Below are 19,400 nucleotides of genomic sequence, written 5' to 3' on the forward strand. Positions count from 1 at the left end.
CCCAGCGCGTAGCCCAGAAGCAGCAGCGCGCCCGCGAGCGCGGCGGCGGGCCAGAGCTGACGCAGCACCCGCGCGCCCTGCGCCCGCTTCCACGCGAAAAGCGTGCCCACGGGCAAAAGCAGCGCCAGCGCCACGAAGAAGGGCGTGAAGGCCGCGTCGAAGAAGGGCGGGCCGACCGAAAGCACCCGGCCAAAGGCCATCTCCGCGATCAGCGGCCAGAGCGTGCCGACGAAGACCACCATGGCGGCCACGGCGAGCAGCACGTTGTTGGCCACCAGCGCAGCCTCGCGGCTAACCAGCCCGAACACGCCCTTGGCCTCCATCGCATGGGCGCGCGCGGCATAGAGCGTCAGCGCGCCGCCGGTGAAGACGCCGAGGATCATCAGGATGAACACCCCGCGCTCGGGGTCGTTGGCGAAGGCATGCACGGATGTGAGCACGCCCGAGCGCACGATGAAGGTGCCCAGGAGCGAGAAGCTGAAGGCGAGGATGGCGAGCAGCACGGTCCAGCTTTTGAGCGCCTCGCGCTTTTCGGTGACGATGGCCGAATGCAGGAGGGCCGCGGCGAAGAGCCATGGCATGAAGCTCGCGTTCTCGACCGGGTCCCAGAACCAGAAGCCGCCCCAGCCCAGCTCGTAATAGGCCCACCACGAGCCCAGCGCGATGCCGATGGTCAGGAACAGCCACGCCGCCAGCGTCCAGGGCCGGACCCAGCGCGCCCATGCCGCGTCGACCCGCCCCTCGATCAGCGCCGCGACGGCAAAGGAGAACGACATCGAAAGGCCGACATAGCCGAGGTAGAGAAACGGCGGGTGGAAGGCGAGGCCCGGGTCCTGCAGCAGCGGGTTCAGATCCTGCCCGTCGAAGGGCGGCGTGGCGACGCGCAGAAACGGGTTCGAGGTGAAGAGCAGGAAGGCATAGAAGGCGACGCCGATCGAGGCCTGCACCGCCAGCACGCGCGCGCGCAGCCGCTCGGGCAGGTTGCCGCCGAACCACGCGGCGGCGGCGCCGAAGCCCGACAGGATCACCAGCCACAAAAGCAGCGAGCCCTCGTGGTTCCCCCAGACGCCCGAGATCTTGTAGAGCATGGGCTTGAGGGAATGGGAGTTGGCCACCACCAGCGCCACGGAGAAATCCGATGTGACGAAGGCCACCGTCAGCGCCGCGAAGGCGAAGCCGGTGAGCGCGAATTGCGCGGTGGCGGCGGGCTCTGCCACGCCCATCCAGCCGCGCCAGCCCTTCTGCGCGCCGACGAGCGGCACCACCATCTGCACGATGGCGGTGGCAAAGGCCAGAATCAGGGCGAAATGTCCGAGTTCGATCAACATGCCCGAGCTTGTAGCCGATCCGCCCGGACGGCGCTATCGCGGCGCCCGGGCGGATTGTCGCCCCCGGTGGGGCGGCCCATCACGCTTGCGTGCGCCGCCAGTTGTCGAGCGCGGCGTTGGGCTCGGAGCTCGGGGCAATGCCGGGCTCGGACGCGCCCTGCGGTATGCCGTCCGGCACGGGGCCCGAGACCGGTTCGGGCAGCCGCGCGCGCATCCGCGCCAACGCCGCGATCATCTCGCGCTCATAGCCCTGGTCATGCGCCTGCATCCGCGCGCCGAAATAGAAGCTGACGATCGCCCCCATCAGCCACCACAGCGGCTCGGGCACCAGCGCCAACCCCTGCATCCGCGCCGCGAACCATGCGGGATCGACCATCGCCGCCCCGATCAGCCCCATCGTGCCGAAGGCCATGGCCGGGCGCGGCAGGCGGTTCAGCCCGTCGATGAAGCGGTCCCAGCCCCCGCGCCGGGCCTGCGCCATTTCGGCGGCGAACTGCGCCAGCACCGCCTCGCGGTGATCCGAGGCCCGCACGGCCCGGCCTTCGGCGTTCTCGCGAAAGGCCTCGACCGTCTCGACCACGATGTTGCGCCGCGCGCCGAACAGCGTCCTCACGATCCCCCCGATCATCCCCATGCCGCGGTCCTTTCGCGATGCTGCGTTTCGGTCAGGTGGTAGCGCGGCGAGATGAATTCCTCGGCCCGGCGGATCCAGCCGCCCTTGCCGCCGTCGCGGGCGCGCGCGTATTTGCGGCTGGCCGGGCGGCTGTCGGCGAGGCTGTAGTAGTAATTGCGCCGGGCGATGCCGTAGGCATCGGCAAGGTGATCGGGCGCGGCGGCCTGCGCCTGCGCCGCCGCGGCGATGGTCTGCGGGCCGATGATGCCGTCGATCACCACCGGGATGCGCATCGCCACGAGGAGCCTTTGCAGGATCTTCACCGCGTTGGCGCCGGAATTGACATGCATGTCGAAGACCGAAGCGCGCAGGCTCTCGGGCAGCGCGTCGATGCGCGGGCGGCGGTAGTAATGCTCGATGAAGATCTCGGTGGCCTGCGCGGGGGTGAGCCGCCTGACATCCGCCTTGGTGACCACGCCGTCGCCGTCGAGATCGAGCCCGAGGCGGCGCATCGTGTGAATCGTCACGCCGTGGTTGGTCGCCCCGCCCGGATCGTCCGGATCGTCGACATAGCCGCCCTCGCGCGCGACGATCTCCGCCGCGATCTGCTCCACGCTCTTCATTCCGCGCCCCTCCGTGATCCCGAGGGTCAGACTGCCGCGGTTTCGTTAATTCGACGGCGCCGCGGCGTTCGGTGCCTTGTAGACGCCCTGCTCCTCGAGCGCGTCGATCACCTCCTTGGGCATGTAGCTCTCGTCATGCTTGGCGAGGATTTCCACCGCCTCGAAGCGCTCGCCGGTCCAGCGCCCCTGGCCCACCATGCCCTGCCCCTCCTCGAAGAGGTCGGGCAGGATGCCGGTATAGGCCACCGGCACCGAGGCCGCGCCATCGGTGACCGAGAAGGTCACCGTCTCGCCCTGCCCGCGCCTGAGCGTGCCCTCCTCGACCAGCCCGCCGAGGCGGAACACCTCCGAAGGCGCGGGCGGCTCGGCCAAGAGCTGCGCGGGCGAGCGGAAGAAGTTGATCCCGTCGCGCATGGCATAGCCGATGATGCCGGTGGCCAGCACCAGCGCCACGGCGGCGAGCGCCAGCACCTGGATGCGGCGGGTCTTCTTCAGCCCGCGCATCAGGGGAACACCGGGGCCAGCATCAGCCCCTCCGTCTCGGGAAGGCCGAGCATCAGGTTGGCGTTCTGCAACGCCTGCCCCGAGGAGCCCTTGCACAGGTTGTCGAGCGTGGAGACCACCAGCGTGCGCCCCGAGACCCGGTCGCCCGACACGCCGATATGGCAGAAGTTCGAGCCCTGCACATGGCTCATCCCGGGCAAGCGCCCGAAGGGCAGCACCCGCAGGAAGGGCTCGGCCTCGTAGCGCGATTGCAGCGCCTCATGAACGGCTTGCGGGTCGCCCTTCACGTAGCACGAGGCGAGAATGCCGCGATTGACCGGGACGAGATGCGGGGTGAAGAGGATGCGGACGTCGCGGCCCGCGATCGCGGAGAACTCCTGGTCGAACTCGCCCAGATGCCGGTGCGTGCCGCCCGCCGAATAGGCAAGCACGTCCTCGCTCCGCTCGGCAAACAGCATGTTCTCCTTGAGCGATCGACCCGCGCCCGAGACGCCGTTCTTCAGGTCGCAGACGATGTCGTCGAGATCGATCAGTTCCTTTTCGATCAGCGGGCGCAGCGCGAATTGCACGGTGGCCGCGTTGCAGCCCGTGCCGGCAACGAGCCGCGCGCCCGCGATCTCGTCGCGGTAGAACTCGGTCAGGCCGTAGACGGCCTCTTCCTGCAGTTCCATTGCGGCATGCGGCTTGCCGTACCATTTCTCGTATTCGCCGTCGTTGCGCAGCCGGAAATCGGCAGAGAGATCGACGATCTTCAGATCCTTGGGCAGATCCTTGATCACCGCCTGGCTCATCGCATGCGGCAAAGCGCAAAAGGCGATGTCGATGGCGGAGAAATCGATCTCCTCGATCTTGCACAGCGCCGGCAGGTCGAGATGCGCCAGATGCGGAAAGACCTCACCCATCGCCATGCCCGCCTTGCGGTCGCCCGACAGGGCGGCGATCTCGATCGCGGGATGGGTCGCGATCAGGCGGACGAGTTCGGCCCCGGTGTAGCCGGAGGCCCCGAGGATGGCGGCGGAATGGGTCATGGCATGGCTCCTGTCGGAGTATCAGGTAAGGCGTGCATCAGTCGCGCACCAGAGCGGCGCGGCCTCAGGCGGCGACGAACTCGATGCGGCGGTGCAGGAACTGGGTGGCGCGGTCCGAGACCTGCTTGGGCTTGCCGGTGGTCAGGAACATGCTGTCCATGCCCGGCCCGCGCATCTCGGGGCGGCGCGAGAGGTAGTCGGCGAGGCTCTCGGCGACGAGATCGGCCTGGCTGAAGACCTTCACCCCCTCGCCCAGCGCGTCCTGGAAGGTCTCGGTCATCAAGGGGTAGTGGGTGCAGCCGAGGATCGCCGCGTCGGGCTCGGGCATCTTGCGCCTGAGCGCATCGACATGGGAGCGCACCAGCGCCTCGGCGAGGATCATGTCCCCCTCCTCGATCGCATCGACCACGCCGCCGCAGGCCTGCGCCTCGACATCCACCCCGATGGCGCGGAAGGCCAGCTCGCGCTGGAAGGCGCGGCTGCGCACGGTGGCGGGGGTGGCGAAGAGCGCGACATGCTTGGTGCCGACCTCGCGCGGCGGGGAATTGTCGCCCCACTGCCGCTCGGTCAGCGCCTCGATCAGCGGCACGAAGACGCCGAGCACGCGCTTGCCTTCGGGCACCCAGCCCTCCTGCATCCGGCGCAAAGCGGCGGCCGAGGCGGTGTTGCAGGCGAGGATCACCAGATCGCATCCCGCCTCGAACAGCCGCTCGGTCGCCTGCGTGGTCAGGTCGTAGATGTCGTCGGCGGTGCGCACGCCGTAGGGGGCGTGGGCGTTGTCGCCGAAATAGACCAGCGGCAGGTCGGGAAGCCGTCTGGAGACGGCATCCAGCACCGTAAGCCCGCCCAAGCCACTATCGAAGATCCCGACCGCCATCGTGCCACCTTGCCCTTTGCCCTGTAGGGCCCGAGACATACGAGGCTTTGCGGGGGAAATCCATCGGTGGTTTGGCGCGCGAATGACCCCGCGCCTGCCCCAGGCGGCGAGACAGGCGCGCCATGCCGAGACATTTGCGCACAGCCGCGCCGAAGGTGGCGATTTATTCATCAAACTTCATGAATTCTCGCTATGCTGCGCGGGGTTTCACTGGCGCAGGCGCGAGAAACCGCGCAGGCGCTTTGCAAGCACCGCGTTGGGCCATAGATGGCCGGGCGCAGGAACGAAGGCGGGACGGATAGCGATGGACTGGGACAAGCTGCGGATTTTTCATGCGGTGGCGGATGCGGGCAGCCTGACCCACGCCGGCGATTCGTTGCATCTGAGCCAGTCGGCGGTCAGCCGGCAGATCCGCGCGCTCGAAGAGCAGCTCAACACTACGCTGTTTCACCGCCACGCGCGCGGGCTGATCCTCACCGAGCAGGGCGAGCTTCTGTTCGACGCGACCCGCGCGATGAACAAGCGGCTCGAGGCCGCCTCGGCGCGCATCCGCGACAGCGAGGAAGAGGTCTTCGGCGAGATCAAGGTCACCACGCCGATCGGCTTCGGCACGCTGTGGCTCGCCCCGCGCCTGCCCAAGCTCTACGAGCGCTACCCCGACCTCAAGATCGACCTCATTCTCGAAGAGCGCGTGCTCGACCTGCCGATGCGCGAGGCCGATGTCGCGATCCGCATGAAGGAGCCGAGCCAGGCCGACCTCGTGCGCAAGCGGCTGATGAACGTGCGGATGCGGCTTTATGCGACGCAGGCCTATCTCGACAAGGCCGGCGCGCTCGACAAACTCGAGGATTTCGAGCGTCACAGGCTGATCTGCCAGAACCCCACCTCGGCGCAGGTCTCGGCGGGTGCCGCGATGGTGCAGGAGCTGATGGCCTACAGCATCCCCTCGATGCTCACGGTGAACAACTATTTCGGCGTGCTGCAGGCGGTGCTCAACAATCTCGGCGTCGGCGTGCTGCCCAACTATCTCAACGAGCATTTCCCCGGGCTGACGCGGGTGCTGCCGGATTTCGAATCCGGCGAGGTGCCGGTGTTTCTCGCCTACCCAGAGGAGCTGCGCCAATCCAAGCGGGTCGCGGCCTTCCGCGATTTCGTACAGGAAGAGGTGCAGGCGCACCGCCGCAAGCTTCGCGAACAGGTCGCGGATTAGGCACCTTGCCCAAAACATAGCCATGCGACATGCGCATGGCGGGGTTGTCCTGCGGTCGGGGGTTTAGAACTTGATCGTTCACATTGTGCTATATATCTCGGCAATCGAAGCCGACGGTGCCTGGCGGCGCCTCGCTTCATACCTCCCTGTTGGACTTGCCGGGCCTGTTGGCCCGGCTTTTTTTTGGCCATCGATGGGCGCGCGTGGTCGCGAAGCCGGGCTGCCCGGCCCTGAATCCCGCTTTCCCCTGCGGCGTCCCGCTTGTATGACGCGCGCGACCAGCAGGAGAGCGCCCGCATGTCCGACCCCCTCATCACCGACGACCTCATCGCCGCGCACGGGCTCAGCCCCGACGAATACGCGCGCATCCTCGAGATCATCGGCCGCGAGCCGAGCTTCACCGAGCTCGGCATCTTCTCGGCCATGTGGAACGAGCACTGCTCCTACAAATCCTCGAAGAAATGGCTGCGGACCCTGCCCACGGAAGGCCCGCAGGTCATCTGCGGCCCCGGCGAGAACGCGGGCGTGGTCGATATCGGCGACGGGCAGGCCGTGGTCTTCAAGATGGAGAGCCACAACCACCCCAGCTACATCGAACCCTACCAGGGGGCCGCGACCGGCGTCGGCGGCATCCTGCGCGACGTCTTCACCATGGGCGCGCGGCCCATCGCCGCGATGAACGCGCTGAGCTTCGGCAGCCTCGACCACCCCAAGACCCGCCGCCTCGTCTCGGGCGTGGTCGCGGGCGTGGGCGGCTATGGCAACTGTTTCGGCGTGCCGAACGTCGGCGGCGAGGTGCGGTTCCACCCCAGCTACAACGGCAACTGCCTCGTCAACGCCTTTGCCGCGGGCCTCGCCGATGCGGATGCGATCTTCTACTCGGCAGCGAGCGGCGTCGGCATGCCGGTGGTCTATCTCGGCGCCAAGACGGGCCGCGACGGCGTCGGCGGCGCGACCATGGCCTCGGCGGAGTTCGACGACACGATCGAGGACAAGCGCCCGACCGTGCAGGTCGGCGATCCCTTCACCGAAAAGCGGCTGATGGAGGCCTGTCTCGAGCTGATGCAAACCGGCGCCGTCATCTCGATCCAGGACATGGGGGCCGCCGGTCTCACCTGTTCGGCGGTGGAGATGGGCGACAAGGGCAACCTTGGCATCCGGCTCGACCTCGACCGCGTGCCCTGCCGCGAGGCGGCGATGACCGCCTATGAGATGATGCTGTCGGAAAGCCAGGAGCGGATGCTCATGGTGCTGCGCCCCGAGAAGGAGACCGTGGCGCGGGCGATCTTCGACAAGTGGGACCTCGATTTCGCCATCGTCGGCGAGACCATCCCCGAGGACCGCTTCCTCATCGTGCATGGCGATGAGGTGAAGGCCGACCTGCCCCTCAAGGCGCTGTCGGGCACCGCGCCCGAATACGACCGTCCCTGGATCGAGACCCCCGCCGCCGCGCCGCTGCCGCTGGTGGAGGAGGTGGACGCCATCGAAGGGCTGCGCGCGCTGATCGGCTCGCCCAACCACGCGCGCAAGGCCTGGGTCTGGGAACAGTACGACCACATGGTGATGGGCGACACGGCGCGCGCGCCGGGCGCGGGCTCAGGCCTGGTGCGGGTGCATGGCACCGACAAGACGCTGGCCTTCACCTCGGACGTCAACCCGCGCTACGTCTTCGCCAACCCTTTCGAGGGCGGCAAGCAGGCGGTGGCCGAGGCCTGGCGCAACCTGATCGCCACGGGGGCGAAGCCCTTGGCGGCGACCGACAACCTCAACTTCGGCAACCCCGAAAAGCCCGAAATCATGGGCCAGCTGGTGGGCGCCATCAAGGGCATCGGCGAGGCCTGCAAGGCGCTCGATTTCCCGATCGTCTCGGGCAATGTCTCGCTCTACAACGAGACCGACGGCACCGGCATCCTGCCCACGCCGACCATCGGCGGCGTCGGGCTGATCGAGACGCCCGGCCGTGCCATCGGCACGCAGCCCCAAGAGGGGGACGTGGCGCTGGTGCTGGGCACCACCGAGGGGCACCTGGGCCGCTCGGCGCTCTTGTGGGAGATGCTGGGCCGCGACGAGGGCGGCGCACCTGCGGTCGATCTCGAGGTCGAGAAGGCGCATGGCCTCTTCGTGCGCGACAACCACGCCCTCATCCGCGCCTGCACCGACCTCAGCGACGGCGGGCTGGCGCTCGCGGCCTTCGAGATGGCCGAGGGTGCGGGGCTCGGCGTCGAGATCGGCGTGACCGGCACGGCGGCGCTGTTCGGCGAGGACCAGGGCCGCTACCTGATCGCCGCCGACGAGGAAAGTGCCGCGATGCTGGAGGCGGCGGCCGGTTCGGCGGGCCTGCCTCTGGCGCGCGTCGGCCGTTTCGGCGGCAAGGAGGTCTCGCTCGGCGGGGCCAGGGCGCCGCTGGCCGATCTGGCAAAGCTCTACCGCACCGCCTTCGAGACGGCGCTGCACATCCCCGATGCCGAGGCCGAGCTGGCGGTCTGAGCCGCTGCCCCGGCGGCGGGCTTGCGTGCCGCCGGGGCTCTGCCTACATCTGGGGCGAAACAACAGGCGAGGACGACCGACATGGCGATGAGCGCACAGGAAATCGAGGACCTGCTCCGCGAGACCTTTCCGGAGGCGAAGATCGCCATCACCGACCTCGCCGGAGACGGCAATCACTACGCCGCCGAGGTGATCGACGAAAGCTTTCGCGGCCAGAACCGGGTGCAGCAGCAGCGCGCCGTCTATGCCGCGCTCAAGGGCCGGATGGACGGGCCCGCGGGCGAATTGCACGCGCTCGCGCTGACCACCAAGGCCCCCGACTGACCCCCATTCCCGCAAAGGACACGCACATGACCGCGCAGGACACCACCGACGCCAAGGCCCGCATCGACGAGATCGTCAAATCGAACGATGTCGTGCTCTTCATGAAGGGCACCAAGACCATGCCGCAATGCGGCTTCTCCAGCCGCGTGGCGGGCGTGCTCAACTTCATGAACCTCGAATTCCGGGACGTGAACGTGCTCGAGGACAACGAGATCCGCCAGGGCGTCAAGGACTACTCCGACTGGCCGACCATCCCGCAGCTCTACGTCAAGGGCGAGTTCGTCGGCGGCTGCGACATCATCACCGAGATGACGCTGTCGGGCGAGCTGGACCAGATGTTCGAGCAGAACGGCGTGGCCTTCGACAAGGACGCCGCCGAGAAGATCCGCGAAGCCAACAAGGGCTGATCGCTCCTGCGCATGTCGGAGCCGATCCGGGCCGCGCCTTCGGGCGCGGCCCTTTTCATGTCCGGCATCCCGAGCACCCACTTTCCCTTGCGTCACCCGCGCGTCGGCGGCACACTCATGGCGTGTTATCCGTTACAGGGTGGGCTGTTCATGAAACGTATCATTCTCGCCGGCGCCTTGGCGCTGCTGGCGGCACCGGCCACCGCGCAGGAGGTGATCGCCGCCTACTACGCCTATCTCTCGCCGCAGGATCTTCGGAATTCGCGCGGCGCCCGCCTCGCCGATATTGGCGCGATCCTCCAGCAGGACCGGGCGAATTTTCACCGCTTCGGCCTGCGCGACGAGCTGGACGAGCATGACCCGCTCTTCGCCTCCTCCGGAACACGCGCGCGCATTCCGGAACTCTACGCGCGTGGTCCAGGCGCGCCGGGCTATATCGTCGATCTGCTGCGCCGGGGGGAGACCCGCTTCGTGCATGTGCGCGTCATCGGGCACGGAGGCCGGCCCGATTACATCGAGGTTTACGAAGGCGCGGGCTGAAGGGCGCGGCGCCCGTCGGGGCGCCGCGGGAGGTCAGACCCCCGCCTTCTCCACCCGCTCGGCCAGCGACTCGGCGCGCGCCGTCATCTCGGCCAGCATCTCGATCAGCCCGTGCGGAATCACCGGCACCTCGACCTCGACCTTCTGCGGCTCGTCGCGCATCTTGCCGAGCGCGGTCTCGGTCTGGCTCAGCCGCCGCTCGACCTGGCCCGCATAGGTCTCGGCCTGGCGCAGACGGTCCTCGAGCCCGGCGGCGCGGTCGGCCAGGAGCAGCCCCGCCATCAGCAGCATCTTGCTCTCGGGCATCCGCCCTGCCTGGTTCGAGAGGCTGGAGGCCTCCTCGTCGAGCATCTTGGCGGCGGCCTGAAGATAGGGCTCCTCGCCCGGCTGACAGGCGACGGTGAAGCCGCGCCCGCCGATGGTGATTTCGACCTGCGGCATCACTCGCGCTCCTCGACCAGCGGTTTCAGTTCCGACAGCACCGCGCCCAGCTCGGCCACCTCGGCGTCGCGCTCGGCGCGCAGCGCGTCGAGCTCGGCGGCCATGGCGCGGTCGATCAGCTCGGGATCGGCCAGCTCGGCCTCCATCGCCTCGCGCAGCTCGCCCGCGACCTCGCGCAGCTCGGCGTTGGAGCGGCGCAGCGCCTGCAGCTGCCCGTCGAGATCGGCCATCTGGGCGTTCTGCGCCTCGATTTGCGCCTCGAAGGCGGCGAGCCGGGTGTCCTGCTCCTCGCGCAGCGCCTTGAGACGGTGCTCCAGCTCGGCATTGGCCTGCTGCTGCGCGTCGAGCTCGGCGCCGAGGCCCTCATCCTGCGCCGTCCGCGGCCCGGCGCTCTCGATCCGGTCGAGCCCCTGGCCGATCCGGTCCAGCGCCGCCGAGAGACGGCTTTCCAATTCGGTGATGTCGGTCATCATGCCCCTGTCTGCCCTGCCCCGCCTGCGGCCCGTCGGCGCATGGATGAGCCGAATCGCGCGGGGCGTCGGAAAAACCTAGACCACCCCCCGCCAAGCCGCAAACCGCGCCGCAAACCCGCCTGCCGGGCGCGCGGGGCACTGCCCGTCGCTTGAACTCGCCCCCGCCGCCTGTCAATACCATGCGCGACAAGGGGGGCCGCGCCGCGGCTTCGACGCCAAACCGGAGGACACCCATGGACATCGCTGCCCTGCGCGACAAGCATCCCGAGCACTGGAGGAAGGCCGCGGCCATCCGCACCCTGACCCTCGACGCCGTGGCCGCCGCCAATTCCGGCCATTCCGGCATGCCGATGGGCATGGCCGACGTCGCCACCGTCCTGTTCGACAAGCACATGAAGTTCGACCCCAAGGCGCCGACCTGGGCCGATCGCGACCGCTTCATCCTCTCGGTGGGCCACGGCTCGATGCTGCTCTACTCGGTGCTGCATCTGACCGGCTACGAGGAAGTGCCGCTCGAGGAGATCAAGAACTTCCGCCAGTGGGGCTCCAAGACCGCCGGTCACCCCGAGAGCGAGTATCTCGACGCGGTCGAGACCACCACCGGCCCGCTCGGCCAGGGCATCGCCAACTCCGTCGGCTTCGCCATCGCCGAGGAGATGCTGCGCGCGAAATACGGCTCCAAGATCGTCGACCATTACACCTGGGTCATGGCCGGTGACGGCTGCCTGATGGAGGGCGTGAGCCAGGAGGCGATCGCGCTCGCGGGCATGCAGAAGCTCTCCAAGCTCGTCGTCTTCTTCGACGACAACGGCATCACCATCGACGGCAAGGTCTCGATCGCCGACGTCACCGATCAATGCGCGCGCTTCGAGGCCTCGGGCTGGCACGTGCAGGCGATCGACGGCCACGACCCCGAGGCGATCGACGCCGCGATCGAGGCCGCCAAGGCCGACCCGCGCCCCTCGATGATTGCCTGCAAGACGCATATCGCGCTGGGCTCCTCGGCGCAGGACACGGCCAAGGGCCACGGCGCGCTGACCGATGAGAAACTCATCGCCGACACCAAGGCCGCCTATGGCTGGGAGCACGGTCCCTTCGAGATCCCCGCCGACGTCAAGGCGCAGTGGGAGGCGATGGGCGCGCGCGGTGCCAAGGCCCATGAGGAATGGCGTGAGCGCTTCGACGCGCTCTCCGAGCGCAAGCGCATCGAGTTCGAGCGCGCCTTCGCCGGTGAAGCCCCCAAGGCCCTTTCGACCAAGATCCGCGCCTTCAAGAAGGAGGCCGTGGAGAACGCGAAAGCCGTCGCCTCGCGCAAATCCTCGGAGATGGTGCTCAACGTCGTCAACGGCGTGATGACCGAGACCGTGGGCGGCTCGGCCGATCTCACCGGCTCGAACAACACCCGTTCGGGCGACATGGAGGTGTTCTCCCCCGACAACCGCTCGGGCCGCTACATCCATTACGGCATCCGCGAGCATGGCATGGCCGCGGCGATGAACGGCATCGCGCTGCACGGCGGCCTGCGCCCCTATGGCGGCACCTTCATGGCCTTTACCGACTATGCGCGCGGCGCGATGCGCCTCTCGGCGCTGATGCACCAGCCGGTGGTCTATGTGATGACGCATGACAGCATCGGTCTGGGCGAAGACGGCCCGACCCACCAGCCGGTCGAGCACCTGTCGATGCTGCGCGCGACGCCGAATACCTACGTGTTCCGCCCTGCCGACACGGTCGAGACCGCCGAGGCCTGGGAGATCGCGCTGACGACGACCGACCGCCCCTCGGTGCTGGCGCTGAGCCGCCAGAACCTCGCGCCGGTGCGCAATGAGCACAAGACCAAGAACCTCACCGAGCAGGGCGCCTACGTGCTGCGCGAGGCGGGCGAGAAGCGCCGCGCGATCCTCATGGCTTCGGGATCCGAGGTCGAGATCGCGGTCGCGGCGCGCGACATCCTCGAGGCCGAGGGCATCGGCGTGCGCGTGGTCTCCGTGCCCTGCATGGAGCTTTTCGCCGCGCAGGACGAGGCCTATCGCAAGCGCGTGCTGCCCGCGGGTCCGGTGCGGGTCGCCGTCGAGGCGGGCGTGCGCCAAAGCTGGGACCGGCTGCTTCTGGGCGAGCGCGGGCGCGAGCAGAAGGCGGGCTTCGTCGGGATGGAGGGCTTTGGCGCCTCCGCCCCCGCGCCGACGCTTTACGAGAAGTTCGGCATCACCGCAGAGGCCGTGGCCGAGAAGGTCCGCGCGCTGCTCTGAGCCGCCTGGTCATCGCGAGACATGGGGGCGGCCTTCGGGCCGCCCCTTTCCCTTGGTCGCTCTCAGGAGAGCCTGACCGAGATCCGGCCCGCGCCTGCCACCGCGAGCGCGAGGCAGCCGCCCGCGATGGCCCAGTTCTTGACGAAGATCGTCATCTGCCAAGGGTCTTCGGGCAGGAAGTGGAACACCGAGGTCACCATGCAATAGAGCGCCAGCGACAGCGCCACCGGGCGCACCGCCACGCCGAAGGCCAGCGCCAGCCCAGCGGCGGCGTTGTAAGCCAGCGCCGGCCAGACCAGCAGCCCCGGAAGGTGCCATCCGGTCAGCAGGCCGACCACCTGCCCCGGCTCGAAGGCCTTTTGCGCCGCGCCGCCGAGAAACAGCCCCGCCAGCAGCACGCGGCCGATCAGCAACAGCCAGTCGTCCGCCCGCAGCGCGGCACCGGTCGTAGCCTGCGCAGCCGGCCTGTCGCGGTCTAGGGTCGCGAGCATGAGCACCTCCATCGCCATCGCGTTGTTCGCCGCCATCCTAGCCCTGCTCGGGATCGATCACTACCTGTTCGAAGGCCAAGGCGCGCTCACGCTTGCGCGCGCGGGGCTTGATATCCTGCGCTGGCTCGCCGTCTGGCGCTAACGGCAGCGCTCACAGCCGCCCCCAAAGCCGATCTTTGGTTGACGCGGGGCCACAAATGCCGATCTTGGCGCCGAACCCAAGCCCGGCAATTCCCGAGGAGACCCCCATGGCTGTCAAGGTAGCAATCAACGGCTTCGGCCGCATTGGGCGCAACGTCCTGCGCGGCATCATCGAATCCGGCCGCACCGACATCGAGGTCGTGGCCATCAACGATCTCGGCCCGGTCGAGACCAACGCCCACCTGCTGCGCTACGACAGCGTGCATGGCCGTTTCCCGCATGAAGTGAAGACCACCGAGGACACGATCGACGTCGGCCGCGGCCCGATCCGCGTCACCGCGCTCCGCGATCCCAAGGAGCTGCCCTGGTCGGACGTCGATGTCGCGCTCGAATGCACCGGCATCTTCACCTCGCCCGAAAAGGCCGGGCTGCATCTCGAGAACGGCTCCAAGCGGGTCCTGGTCTCGGCCCCGCTCAGCAACCCGACCCAAGGCGAGAAGACCATCGTCTACGGCGTCAACCACGAGACGCTGAACGCCGAAGACAGGATCATCTCGAACGCGTCCTGCACGACCAACTGCCTGTCGCCGGTCGCCAAGGTCCTCAACGACGCCATCGGCATCGAAAAGGGCTTCATGACGACGATCCACAGCTACACCGGCGACCAGCCGACGCTGGACACGATGCACAAGGATCTCTACCGCGCCCGCGCCGCAGCGCTGTCGATGATCCCGACCTCGACCGGCGCGGCCAAGGCCGTGGGCCTCGTGCTGCCCGAACTGAATGGCAAGCTCGACGGCGTCGCCATCCGCGTGCCGACGCCCAATGTCTCGGTCGTGGACCTGACCTTCAACGCCGCGCGCGAGACCAGCGTCGAGGAGATCAACGACCTGATCCGCAAGGCCGCGGGCGAGGGCCCGCTCAAGGGCATCCTCGGCTTCACCGACGACAAGCTGGTCAGCTCGGACTTCAATCACGACCCGCATTCCTCGGTGTTCCACACCGACCAGACCAAGGTCATGGACGGCACCATGTGCCGCATCCTGACCTGGTACGACAACGAATGGGGCTTCTCCAACCGCATGGCCGACACCGCCGTGGCGATGGGCAAGCTGGGCTGATCTTCACGGCATCCGGTTCGAAGGCCGCCCCTCGGGGCGGCCTTCTTCTTTTTTCGGGGCCACGACCCTGATCGGGGTTTGCCTCGCCCCCGCGGCAGGGAATGATCCCCCCGAGGGCAGCGAAAGGCGGTGGCATGGACGTGATCGGTTGGCAGCGGTTGGAGGGCATGCTCGTCCTTCTTGGGACGATACTCTACTACCCGTATATCGAGGCGGACATGCCGTACTGGCTGTTCCTCCTCCTCTTCTTCGCGCCCGATATCGGCATGCTGGGCTATGCTCTGGGGCCGCGGATCGGGGCCGTCACCTACAACCTCCCGCATCTCTATGGCTTTGGCACCGCCGTGATCGGCGTTGGCATCGTGGCGGAGCTGCCCTTTGTCACCGCCATGGGCGCGTTGTGGATGGCCCATGCCGGGATGGACCGCATACTGGGATACGGGCTGAAATCCCCCGAAGGGTTCAAGATTACGCATCTCGGACCTATAGAAGGCGCGGATGAGCCCTGAGCGTCACCGCGCCCGCTGTTCAACCCCTTACTGGCAGAGCCGGAACCCGCCGCGCCGCGACTTCACGTCGAGATGCAGGTGGTCGGCATGGGCCGCGTCCGAGCCCGGCCCGAGCACGGTGGTGAATTCGAGGCAGGCGCTGGCGCGCACCGCGTCCTGGAACGCCTCGGCCATGGTGCCGTCACGCTCGCGTGGCTCGACCGCCACCGGATCGCCATCCGCGAAGCCGAAGGACATGATGTCCACCGCATTGCCGAAGGCGTGCTCGGACATGGTGTCCCGGTCCGAGCTGCGGCTGCGGCAATTGTAGACGGTGCCCTGCCGGATCTCCGTGATCGCGCCGCGCCCGAGCCGATCGGCGGCGGGTTGTCCGAAATCGCGGGTCCAGCGCGCTAGCGCCAGCGCCGTCTCGCAGCGCATCGACGCGGGCGGGGCGAGTGCCACGCCCGGCAGCAACTCGCTGAGCGTGACCGGATGCACGATGCCGCAATCGGCGATCTCGGGATCCTCCACCGGGGACGCGGTTTCGTAGACCGCGCCGAGCGCGTCGAGCTCGGCCAAGCAGGCCTCGCGTTCGGTATCGGTGGCGGCGAGACGCTCGGGCATCGGCGGCACCTCCTCGCGCGCCAGCCCGGCCTCGGGCGTCTCGGTCTCGGTCTCGGTCTCGGTCTCGGTCTCGGTCTCGGTGAGATCGCCGCCCACCTCGCCGCTGTCCACCCCCGCCTCGTCTTCGGGGGCGAGCGTGTCGGGCCGCACCTCGGGCGAGGGCGCGGTCTGCGGCGCGCCCTCTGTCCCGCCCTGCCCCTCCGTATCGGCGCCCCCTGCGAGATCTGCGGGGCGGGCGGGCGGCAGCGGCGCTTGGGTCGGCGCCTCCTGCGCCAGCACGGGCGCGGCGCTCAGCGCCAGCGCCGCAAGGATCAGACGCGCGCTCATTCCACGAACTCGACCGTGACCCCTTCGGAGACCAGATGCGCCAGCTCCTCGGCGTCCCAGTTGGTCATGCGCACGCAGCCATGGCTCGCCGCATTGAACAGCGAATCCGGATCGGAGGTGCCGTGCAGCCCGTAGGTCGGCTTGCTGAGGTCGATCCAGACCGAGCCCACCGGCCCGTTCGGCCCCGGCGGCAGGATCAGCATCTCGTCATTGTCGCCCTGCTGAAAGTTGACGTCGGGGTTGTAGGTGTAGGTCGGGTCCATCGCCACGGCCACGACCTCGACCGTGCCCGAGGGCGACGGCGTCTGCGACGAGCCGATGGTGACGGGGTAGTTCAGCACCATCGTGCCGGTTTCGTCGAAGCCCGCGAGGCGGCTCGTGCCCTTGCGCACCTCGACCCGCGTCACCCTAATCTCCAGCCGCGGGCCGGGATCGACGACGGTGATGCTTTCGCCCGCGCGCCAGCCGACATTCGGGTTCAGCGTTTCGAGAAACTCCTGATCCATGTGAAACCGCTCGGCCAGCTTTTCGGCGACGCTGGTGAAGCCGAGTTGGTCCAGTTCGGCGAGCTTGGCGTAATCATCGGGCAGCGGATCGCTCAGCCCCGAGACGTCCTCCTCGGTAATGGTGTAGCTTTGCATCATCGGCGCGGGGGCCTGCGCGGTGAGCGCATCCCAGACCTGGCTGTCGAGCTGGCCATCCGCCTCGAAGCCCTCGCGCGTCTCGAAGGCGGCGATGGCGCTCTCGCTCATGCCGCCCTTCCAGCCGTCGATGATGCCGGGCGAAACATGGGCGCGGTCGAGCAGGATCTGCGTCTTGACCGTGATCGCCGATTGCCCGTCGGGCAGCGGCCCGCCGGTGTAGCTCGCCGCTTCGATCTGCTGCGCCGTCGGCGGGCCCTCGGAGGCCTGAATCGGCGCGCTGGTGGAGTCGCTGCCGGAGGTGGCCTGAGGTTCTGATTGCGATTGCGACGGCGTCGAAGGGGCCCCGTCCTGCGCCGCCCCCTGTTGCGCCTCGACCGGCTGCGCGCCGCTCTGTTCGAGCATGCGCAGAGTCTCGGGCTGCGCGGCGGAGCCGTTCGCCGCGGGGGCGGTCGTGTCGCCCTGCGCCGAGGAGGGCGCGGAGGGTGCGGCCTCGATGGAGGGTGTCGTCTCCGCGCCGGCGTCCGGCGCCGTGCCCTGCAGCATCTCGCGCGTCTCGGCGGCAATCTCCGCGCCGCTGTCATCCGACTGCTGCGCGACCGCGCCGCTGGCCGCGAGGGCGAGGACGGAAAGGGAAAGACGGGTCAGGTTTCGGGTCATCGGGCGCTCCTCGGGGCAGGTTCGCGGCTCAACGCCGCACGCCTGCCCGCGGGTCCGCCGCTCAGAGGCCCAATCGGGTCTTCAGCGCCTCTTCGACCCCCGAAGGCACGAAGGAGGAGACATCGCCGCCCAGCCGGGCGATTTCCTTGACCAGCTTGGAGGCGATCGCCTGGTGGCGCGCCTCGGCCATCAGGAAGACCGTCTCGACCGACTTGTCGAGCATCCGGTTCATGCCGACCATCTGGTATTCATATTCGAAATCGGCCACCGCGCGCAGGCCGCGGATGATCATCTGCGCGCCCACGTCGTTCGCCGCGTCGATCAGCAGGTTCTCGAACGGGTGCACCACGATCTCCGAGCCGCAGGCCTCGGCGATCGGCGCGGTCTCGGCCTCGATCATCGCCACGCGCTCGTCGAGCGAGAAGAGCGGCCCCTTGTCGCGGTTGATCGCCACGCCGATCACCAGCCGGTCGACCAGCGTGCAGGCGCGGCGGATGATGTCGGTGTGGCCGAGTGTGACCGGATCGAAGGTTCCGGGGTAGAGCCCGATGCGCATGACGTCTCCTTGCCGCATGTTCGCGCGCCACACGACATCACGGCGGCGCGAGATGCAAGTCCCCCGCGCCGCGCGGAGCCGTCGCGGGGCCCTAGTGCCCCATGATCATCCCTTCGAGCGCGTCCTTCTCCATCGACAGCTCCGCCAGCCGCGCCTTGACCACGTCACCGATCGAGATGAGGCCGATCATCTCCTCGCCCTCGACCACGGGGATGTGGCGGAACCGCCCCTCGGTCATCCGGCCCAGCACGAGATCGGCGGGCTCGTCGCGGTGGCAGGTGACGGGATCGGCGGTCATCAGCGACGCCACCTTCTCGTCCAGGCAGCCCGGCCCGCGCCGGCCGATTTCGCGCACGATGTCGCGCTCCGAGATGATGCCCTGCGCGCGCTTGCCGTCCTGAGAGACCACGAGCGCGCCGATGCGCTTGTCCGAGAGCATCCGCACCGCCTCGGTCACCGAGGTGTCGGGTGTCACGGTGGCAACGGTGTCGTTGTCCTTGGATTTCAGGATCTGTTGCACGAGCATGGCGCACTCCTTGTCTGCCGCCCCCGATGACCGGGGGCCTTGTCTCAACCGTCGCGCCGCGCCCCGCCCCCTGTCAAGCTCTCCGCCTCGAGCCGCGCCACCTCGGCGCGCAGCCCCGCGACGAGCAGCCCGGCAAAGCGCGTCAGCCGGGCCGAGCGGCGGTCGGCATCGTGGCGCACCAGCCAGAAGGCGCGGGTGAGGCGCAGCTCGTGCTCCAGCACCCGGCGCAGCTCGGGCGCGAAGGGCAACGCGAAGTCGTGCACGATGCCGATCCCCGCGAAGCGCAGCATCTGCAGCTGCACCGAGACCGAGTTCGAGGCGAGCGGCACGCCCCGCGCGCCGAGATCGCCGAGATAGTCCAGCTCGCGGTCGAAGATCATGTCGGGGATGTAGCCCACGAGCGGGCGTGGCCCCAGATCGGCGAGGCGGCCTGGAACGGGCGCTTCGGCGCGCTGGGCGAGGCTCAGGCGGTAGTCGGTGATCTTCTGCACGATCAGCCGCCCGGCCTCGGGCGGGCTCACGGTCACGGCCATGTCGGCCTCGCGCTTGGAAAGGTTCACCACCCGCGGCAGAGCAAGGATCTGCAACTCCAATTCGGGGTTCTCGGCCTGGATCGCGGCGCAGACCTGCGGCAGCACGAAATTGGCGCAGCCATCCGGCGCGCCGATGCGGATCTGCCCCGACAGGCCCCGCTCCGGCGCGCCCGCCTCCTCGGCCC

Annotated in this window: 23 protein-coding genes; 9 read left to right on the forward strand and 14 right to left on the reverse strand. The window is 68.6% G+C overall.

Going from position 1 to position 19,400, the window contains the following annotated elements; all coding sequences use genetic code 11:
* The 6 genes from NHG85_RS16980 to murI all read right to left on the reverse strand — a co-directional run.
* A partial coding sequence (locus NHG85_RS16980; protein ID WP_253334631.1) for a heme lyase CcmF/NrfE family subunit occupies positions 1–1,328 on the reverse strand: 1,328 nt, incomplete at its 3' end.
* 79 nt (positions 1,329–1,407) lie between these two features.
* On the reverse strand, positions 1,408–1,962 hold the full coding sequence (locus NHG85_RS16985; protein ID WP_253334633.1) for a holin family protein: 555 nt from the start codon (positions 1,960–1,962) through the stop codon (positions 1,408–1,410).
* Positions 1,953–2,564 (reverse strand): holin-associated N-acetylmuramidase, encoded by a 612-nt coding sequence (locus tag NHG85_RS16990; RefSeq protein ID WP_253334635.1) that lies wholly within the window; start codon positions 2,562–2,564, stop codon positions 1,953–1,955. The genes NHG85_RS16985 and NHG85_RS16990 overlap by 10 nt, the downstream gene beginning before the upstream one ends.
* Positions 2,565–2,609: 45 nt before the next feature.
* The gene (gene ccmE / locus NHG85_RS16995) at positions 2,610–3,068 is read right to left on the reverse strand and encodes a cytochrome c maturation protein CcmE (RefSeq protein ID WP_253334637.1); all 459 of its coding nucleotides are present in this window, start codon (positions 3,066–3,068) and stop codon (positions 2,610–2,612) included.
* Positions 3,068–4,096, reverse strand: coding sequence for an N-acetyl-gamma-glutamyl-phosphate reductase (argC, locus tag NHG85_RS17000; RefSeq protein WP_253334639.1), 1,029 nt, complete (start codon positions 4,094–4,096; stop codon positions 3,068–3,070). Before argC ends, ccmE begins: the two co-directional genes overlap by 1 nt.
* Positions 4,097–4,160: 64 nt before the next feature.
* Positions 4,161–4,973 (reverse strand): glutamate racemase, encoded by an 813-nt coding sequence (gene murI / locus NHG85_RS17005; protein WP_253334643.1) that lies wholly within the window; start codon positions 4,971–4,973, stop codon positions 4,161–4,163.
* 304 nt (positions 4,974–5,277) lie between these two features.
* Between murI and NHG85_RS17010 the strand changes: the two genes are divergently transcribed.
* From NHG85_RS17010 to NHG85_RS17030, 5 genes are all read left to right on the forward strand, one after another.
* Positions 5,278–6,183 carry a LysR family transcriptional regulator gene (locus NHG85_RS17010; RefSeq protein WP_253334645.1) on the forward strand — a complete coding sequence of 302 codons (906 nt, stop codon included), beginning with the start codon at positions 5,278–5,280 and terminating at the stop codon, positions 6,181–6,183.
* Positions 6,184–6,480: 297 nt separating this feature from the next.
* Complete coding sequence (gene purL / locus NHG85_RS17015; RefSeq protein ID WP_253334647.1) at positions 6,481–8,670, forward strand: phosphoribosylformylglycinamidine synthase subunit PurL; 2,190 nt, start codon at positions 6,481–6,483, stop codon at positions 8,668–8,670.
* A gap of 81 nt (positions 8,671–8,751) precedes the next feature.
* Positions 8,752–8,994: a BolA/IbaG family iron-sulfur metabolism protein gene (locus tag NHG85_RS17020; protein WP_253334649.1), complete on the forward strand. Its 243-nt coding sequence runs from the start codon at positions 8,752–8,754 to the stop codon at positions 8,992–8,994.
* Positions 8,995–9,020: 26 nt separating this feature from the next.
* Positions 9,021–9,401 carry a Grx4 family monothiol glutaredoxin gene (grxD, locus tag NHG85_RS17025; protein ID WP_253334651.1) on the forward strand — a complete coding sequence of 127 codons (381 nt, stop codon included), beginning with the start codon at positions 9,021–9,023 and terminating at the stop codon, positions 9,399–9,401.
* 12 nt (positions 9,402–9,413) lie between these two features.
* The gene (locus tag NHG85_RS17030) at positions 9,414–9,941 is read left to right on the forward strand and encodes a hypothetical protein (RefSeq protein ID WP_253334653.1); all 528 of its coding nucleotides are present in this window, start codon (positions 9,414–9,416) and stop codon (positions 9,939–9,941) included.
* 33 nt (positions 9,942–9,974) lie between these two features.
* Here NHG85_RS17030 and NHG85_RS17035 read toward each other — a convergent pair whose 3' ends face one another.
* Together NHG85_RS17035 and NHG85_RS17040 are read right to left on the reverse strand one after the other, a co-directional pair.
* A complete protein-coding gene (locus tag NHG85_RS17035; protein ID WP_253334655.1) occupies positions 9,975–10,382 on the reverse strand; it encodes a cell division protein ZapA in 408 nt (135 codons plus the stop codon).
* On the reverse strand, positions 10,382–10,852 hold the full coding sequence (locus NHG85_RS17040; RefSeq protein WP_253334657.1) for a hypothetical protein: 471 nt from the start codon (positions 10,850–10,852) through the stop codon (positions 10,382–10,384). Before NHG85_RS17040 ends, NHG85_RS17035 begins: the two co-directional genes overlap by 1 nt.
* A gap of 236 nt (positions 10,853–11,088) precedes the next feature.
* On the opposite strand from NHG85_RS17040, the gene tkt reads away from it, so the two are divergent.
* Positions 11,089–13,104 (forward strand): transketolase, encoded by a 2,016-nt coding sequence (tkt, locus tag NHG85_RS17045; protein WP_253334659.1) that lies wholly within the window; start codon positions 11,089–11,091, stop codon positions 13,102–13,104.
* A gap of 62 nt (positions 13,105–13,166) precedes the next feature.
* Here tkt and NHG85_RS17050 read toward each other — a convergent pair whose 3' ends face one another.
* A complete protein-coding gene (locus tag NHG85_RS17050) occupies positions 13,167–13,595 on the reverse strand; it encodes a DoxX family protein (RefSeq protein WP_253334661.1) in 429 nt (142 codons plus the stop codon).
* On the opposite strand from NHG85_RS17050, the gene NHG85_RS17055 reads away from it, so the two are divergent.
* The 3 genes from NHG85_RS17055 to NHG85_RS17065 all read left to right on the forward strand — a co-directional run bounded on the left by NHG85_RS17055 (position 13,594) and on the right by NHG85_RS17065 (position 15,366).
* A complete protein-coding gene (locus NHG85_RS17055; RefSeq protein ID WP_253334667.1) occupies positions 13,594–13,737 on the forward strand; it encodes a hypothetical protein in 144 nt (47 codons plus the stop codon). The two genes, NHG85_RS17050 and NHG85_RS17055, sit on opposite strands and share 2 nt — an antisense overlap.
* Positions 13,738–13,843: 106 nt before the next feature.
* Complete coding sequence (gap, locus tag NHG85_RS17060) at positions 13,844–14,857, forward strand: type I glyceraldehyde-3-phosphate dehydrogenase (protein ID WP_253334669.1); 1,014 nt, start codon at positions 13,844–13,846, stop codon at positions 14,855–14,857.
* Positions 14,858–14,991: 134 nt separating this feature from the next.
* The gene (locus tag NHG85_RS17065; RefSeq protein WP_253334671.1) at positions 14,992–15,366 is read left to right on the forward strand and encodes a DUF4260 domain-containing protein; all 375 of its coding nucleotides are present in this window, start codon (positions 14,992–14,994) and stop codon (positions 15,364–15,366) included.
* Positions 15,367–15,393: 27 nt separating this feature from the next.
* On the opposite strand, the gene NHG85_RS17070 is transcribed toward NHG85_RS17065, so the two are convergent.
* From NHG85_RS17070 to NHG85_RS17090, 5 genes are all read right to left on the reverse strand, one after another.
* The gene (locus tag NHG85_RS17070) at positions 15,394–16,299 is read right to left on the reverse strand and encodes an extensin-like domain-containing protein (protein WP_253334673.1); all 906 of its coding nucleotides are present in this window, start codon (positions 16,297–16,299) and stop codon (positions 15,394–15,396) included.
* Positions 16,296–17,600, reverse strand: a complete 1,305-nt coding sequence (locus tag NHG85_RS17075) for a L,D-transpeptidase family protein (protein WP_253334675.1) — start codon at positions 17,598–17,600, stop codon at positions 16,296–16,298. Before NHG85_RS17075 ends, NHG85_RS17070 begins: the two co-directional genes overlap by 4 nt.
* 61 nt (positions 17,601–17,661) lie before the next feature.
* The gene (gene coaD / locus NHG85_RS17080; RefSeq protein WP_253334677.1) at positions 17,662–18,156 is read right to left on the reverse strand and encodes a pantetheine-phosphate adenylyltransferase; all 495 of its coding nucleotides are present in this window, start codon (positions 18,154–18,156) and stop codon (positions 17,662–17,664) included.
* 91 nt (positions 18,157–18,247) lie between these two features.
* Complete coding sequence (locus NHG85_RS17085; RefSeq protein ID WP_253334679.1) at positions 18,248–18,682, reverse strand: CBS domain-containing protein; 435 nt, start codon at positions 18,680–18,682, stop codon at positions 18,248–18,250.
* Between the two features lie 44 nt (positions 18,683–18,726).
* Positions 18,727–19,400, reverse strand: a 674-nt coding sequence (locus NHG85_RS17090; RefSeq protein WP_253334685.1) for a substrate-binding domain-containing protein, incomplete at its 5' end; no start/stop codon positions are given.

The organism is Limimaricola litoreus, from assembly GCF_024159025.1.
GTDB lineage: Bacteria > Pseudomonadota > Alphaproteobacteria > Rhodobacterales > Rhodobacteraceae > Limimaricola > Limimaricola litoreus.

Bases quoted from the DNA above. Each gene is read 5' to 3' on its own strand.
- grxD (WP_253334651.1), top strand. From the start codon at position 9,021: ATGACCGCGCAGGACACCACCGACGCCAAGGCCCGCATCGACGAGATC.
- NHG85_RS17030 (WP_253334653.1), top strand. From the start codon at position 9,414: ATGTCGGAGCCGATCCGGGCCGCGCCTTCGGGCGCGGCCCTTTTCATG.
- NHG85_RS17055 (WP_253334667.1), top strand. From the start codon at position 13,594: ATGAGCACCTCCATCGCCATCGCGTTGTTCGCCGCCATCCTAGCCCTG.
- NHG85_RS17020 (WP_253334649.1), top strand. From the start codon at position 8,752: ATGGCGATGAGCGCACAGGAAATCGAGGACCTGCTCCGCGAGACCTTT.
- purL (WP_253334647.1), top strand. From the start codon at position 6,481: ATGTCCGACCCCCTCATCACCGACGACCTCATCGCCGCGCACGGGCTC.
- tkt (WP_253334659.1), top strand. From the start codon at position 11,089: ATGGACATCGCTGCCCTGCGCGACAAGCATCCCGAGCACTGGAGGAAG.
- coaD (WP_253334677.1), bottom strand. From the start codon at position 18,156: ATGCGCATCGGGCTCTACCCCGGAACCTTCGATCCGGTCACACTCGGC.
- NHG85_RS17035 (WP_253334655.1), bottom strand. From the start codon at position 10,382: ATGCCGCAGGTCGAAATCACCATCGGCGGGCGCGGCTTCACCGTCGCC.
- NHG85_RS17085 (WP_253334679.1), bottom strand. From the start codon at position 18,682: ATGCTCGTGCAACAGATCCTGAAATCCAAGGACAACGACACCGTTGCC.
- NHG85_RS17050 (WP_253334661.1), bottom strand. From the start codon at position 13,595: ATGCTCGCGACCCTAGACCGCGACAGGCCGGCTGCGCAGGCTACGACC.
- murI (WP_253334643.1), bottom strand. From the start codon at position 4,973: ATGGCGGTCGGGATCTTCGATAGTGGCTTGGGCGGGCTTACGGTGCTG.
- NHG85_RS17010 (WP_253334645.1), top strand. From the start codon at position 5,278: ATGGACTGGGACAAGCTGCGGATTTTTCATGCGGTGGCGGATGCGGGC.
- gap (WP_253334669.1), top strand. From the start codon at position 13,844: ATGGCTGTCAAGGTAGCAATCAACGGCTTCGGCCGCATTGGGCGCAAC.
- NHG85_RS17065 (WP_253334671.1), top strand. From the start codon at position 14,992: ATGGACGTGATCGGTTGGCAGCGGTTGGAGGGCATGCTCGTCCTTCTT.
- NHG85_RS17075 (WP_253334675.1), bottom strand. From the start codon at position 17,600: ATGACCCGAAACCTGACCCGTCTTTCCCTTTCCGTCCTCGCCCTCGCG.
- NHG85_RS17070 (WP_253334673.1), bottom strand. From the start codon at position 16,299: ATGAGCGCGCGTCTGATCCTTGCGGCGCTGGCGCTGAGCGCCGCGCCC.
- NHG85_RS17040 (WP_253334657.1), bottom strand. From the start codon at position 10,852: ATGACCGACATCACCGAATTGGAAAGCCGTCTCTCGGCGGCGCTGGAC.
- argC (WP_253334639.1), bottom strand. From the start codon at position 4,096: ATGACCCATTCCGCCGCCATCCTCGGGGCCTCCGGCTACACCGGGGCC.
- ccmE (WP_253334637.1), bottom strand. From the start codon at position 3,068: ATGCGCGGGCTGAAGAAGACCCGCCGCATCCAGGTGCTGGCGCTCGCC.
- NHG85_RS16990 (WP_253334635.1), bottom strand. From the start codon at position 2,564: ATGAAGAGCGTGGAGCAGATCGCGGCGGAGATCGTCGCGCGCGAGGGC.
- NHG85_RS16985 (WP_253334633.1), bottom strand. From the start codon at position 1,962: ATGGGGATGATCGGGGGGATCGTGAGGACGCTGTTCGGCGCGCGGCGC.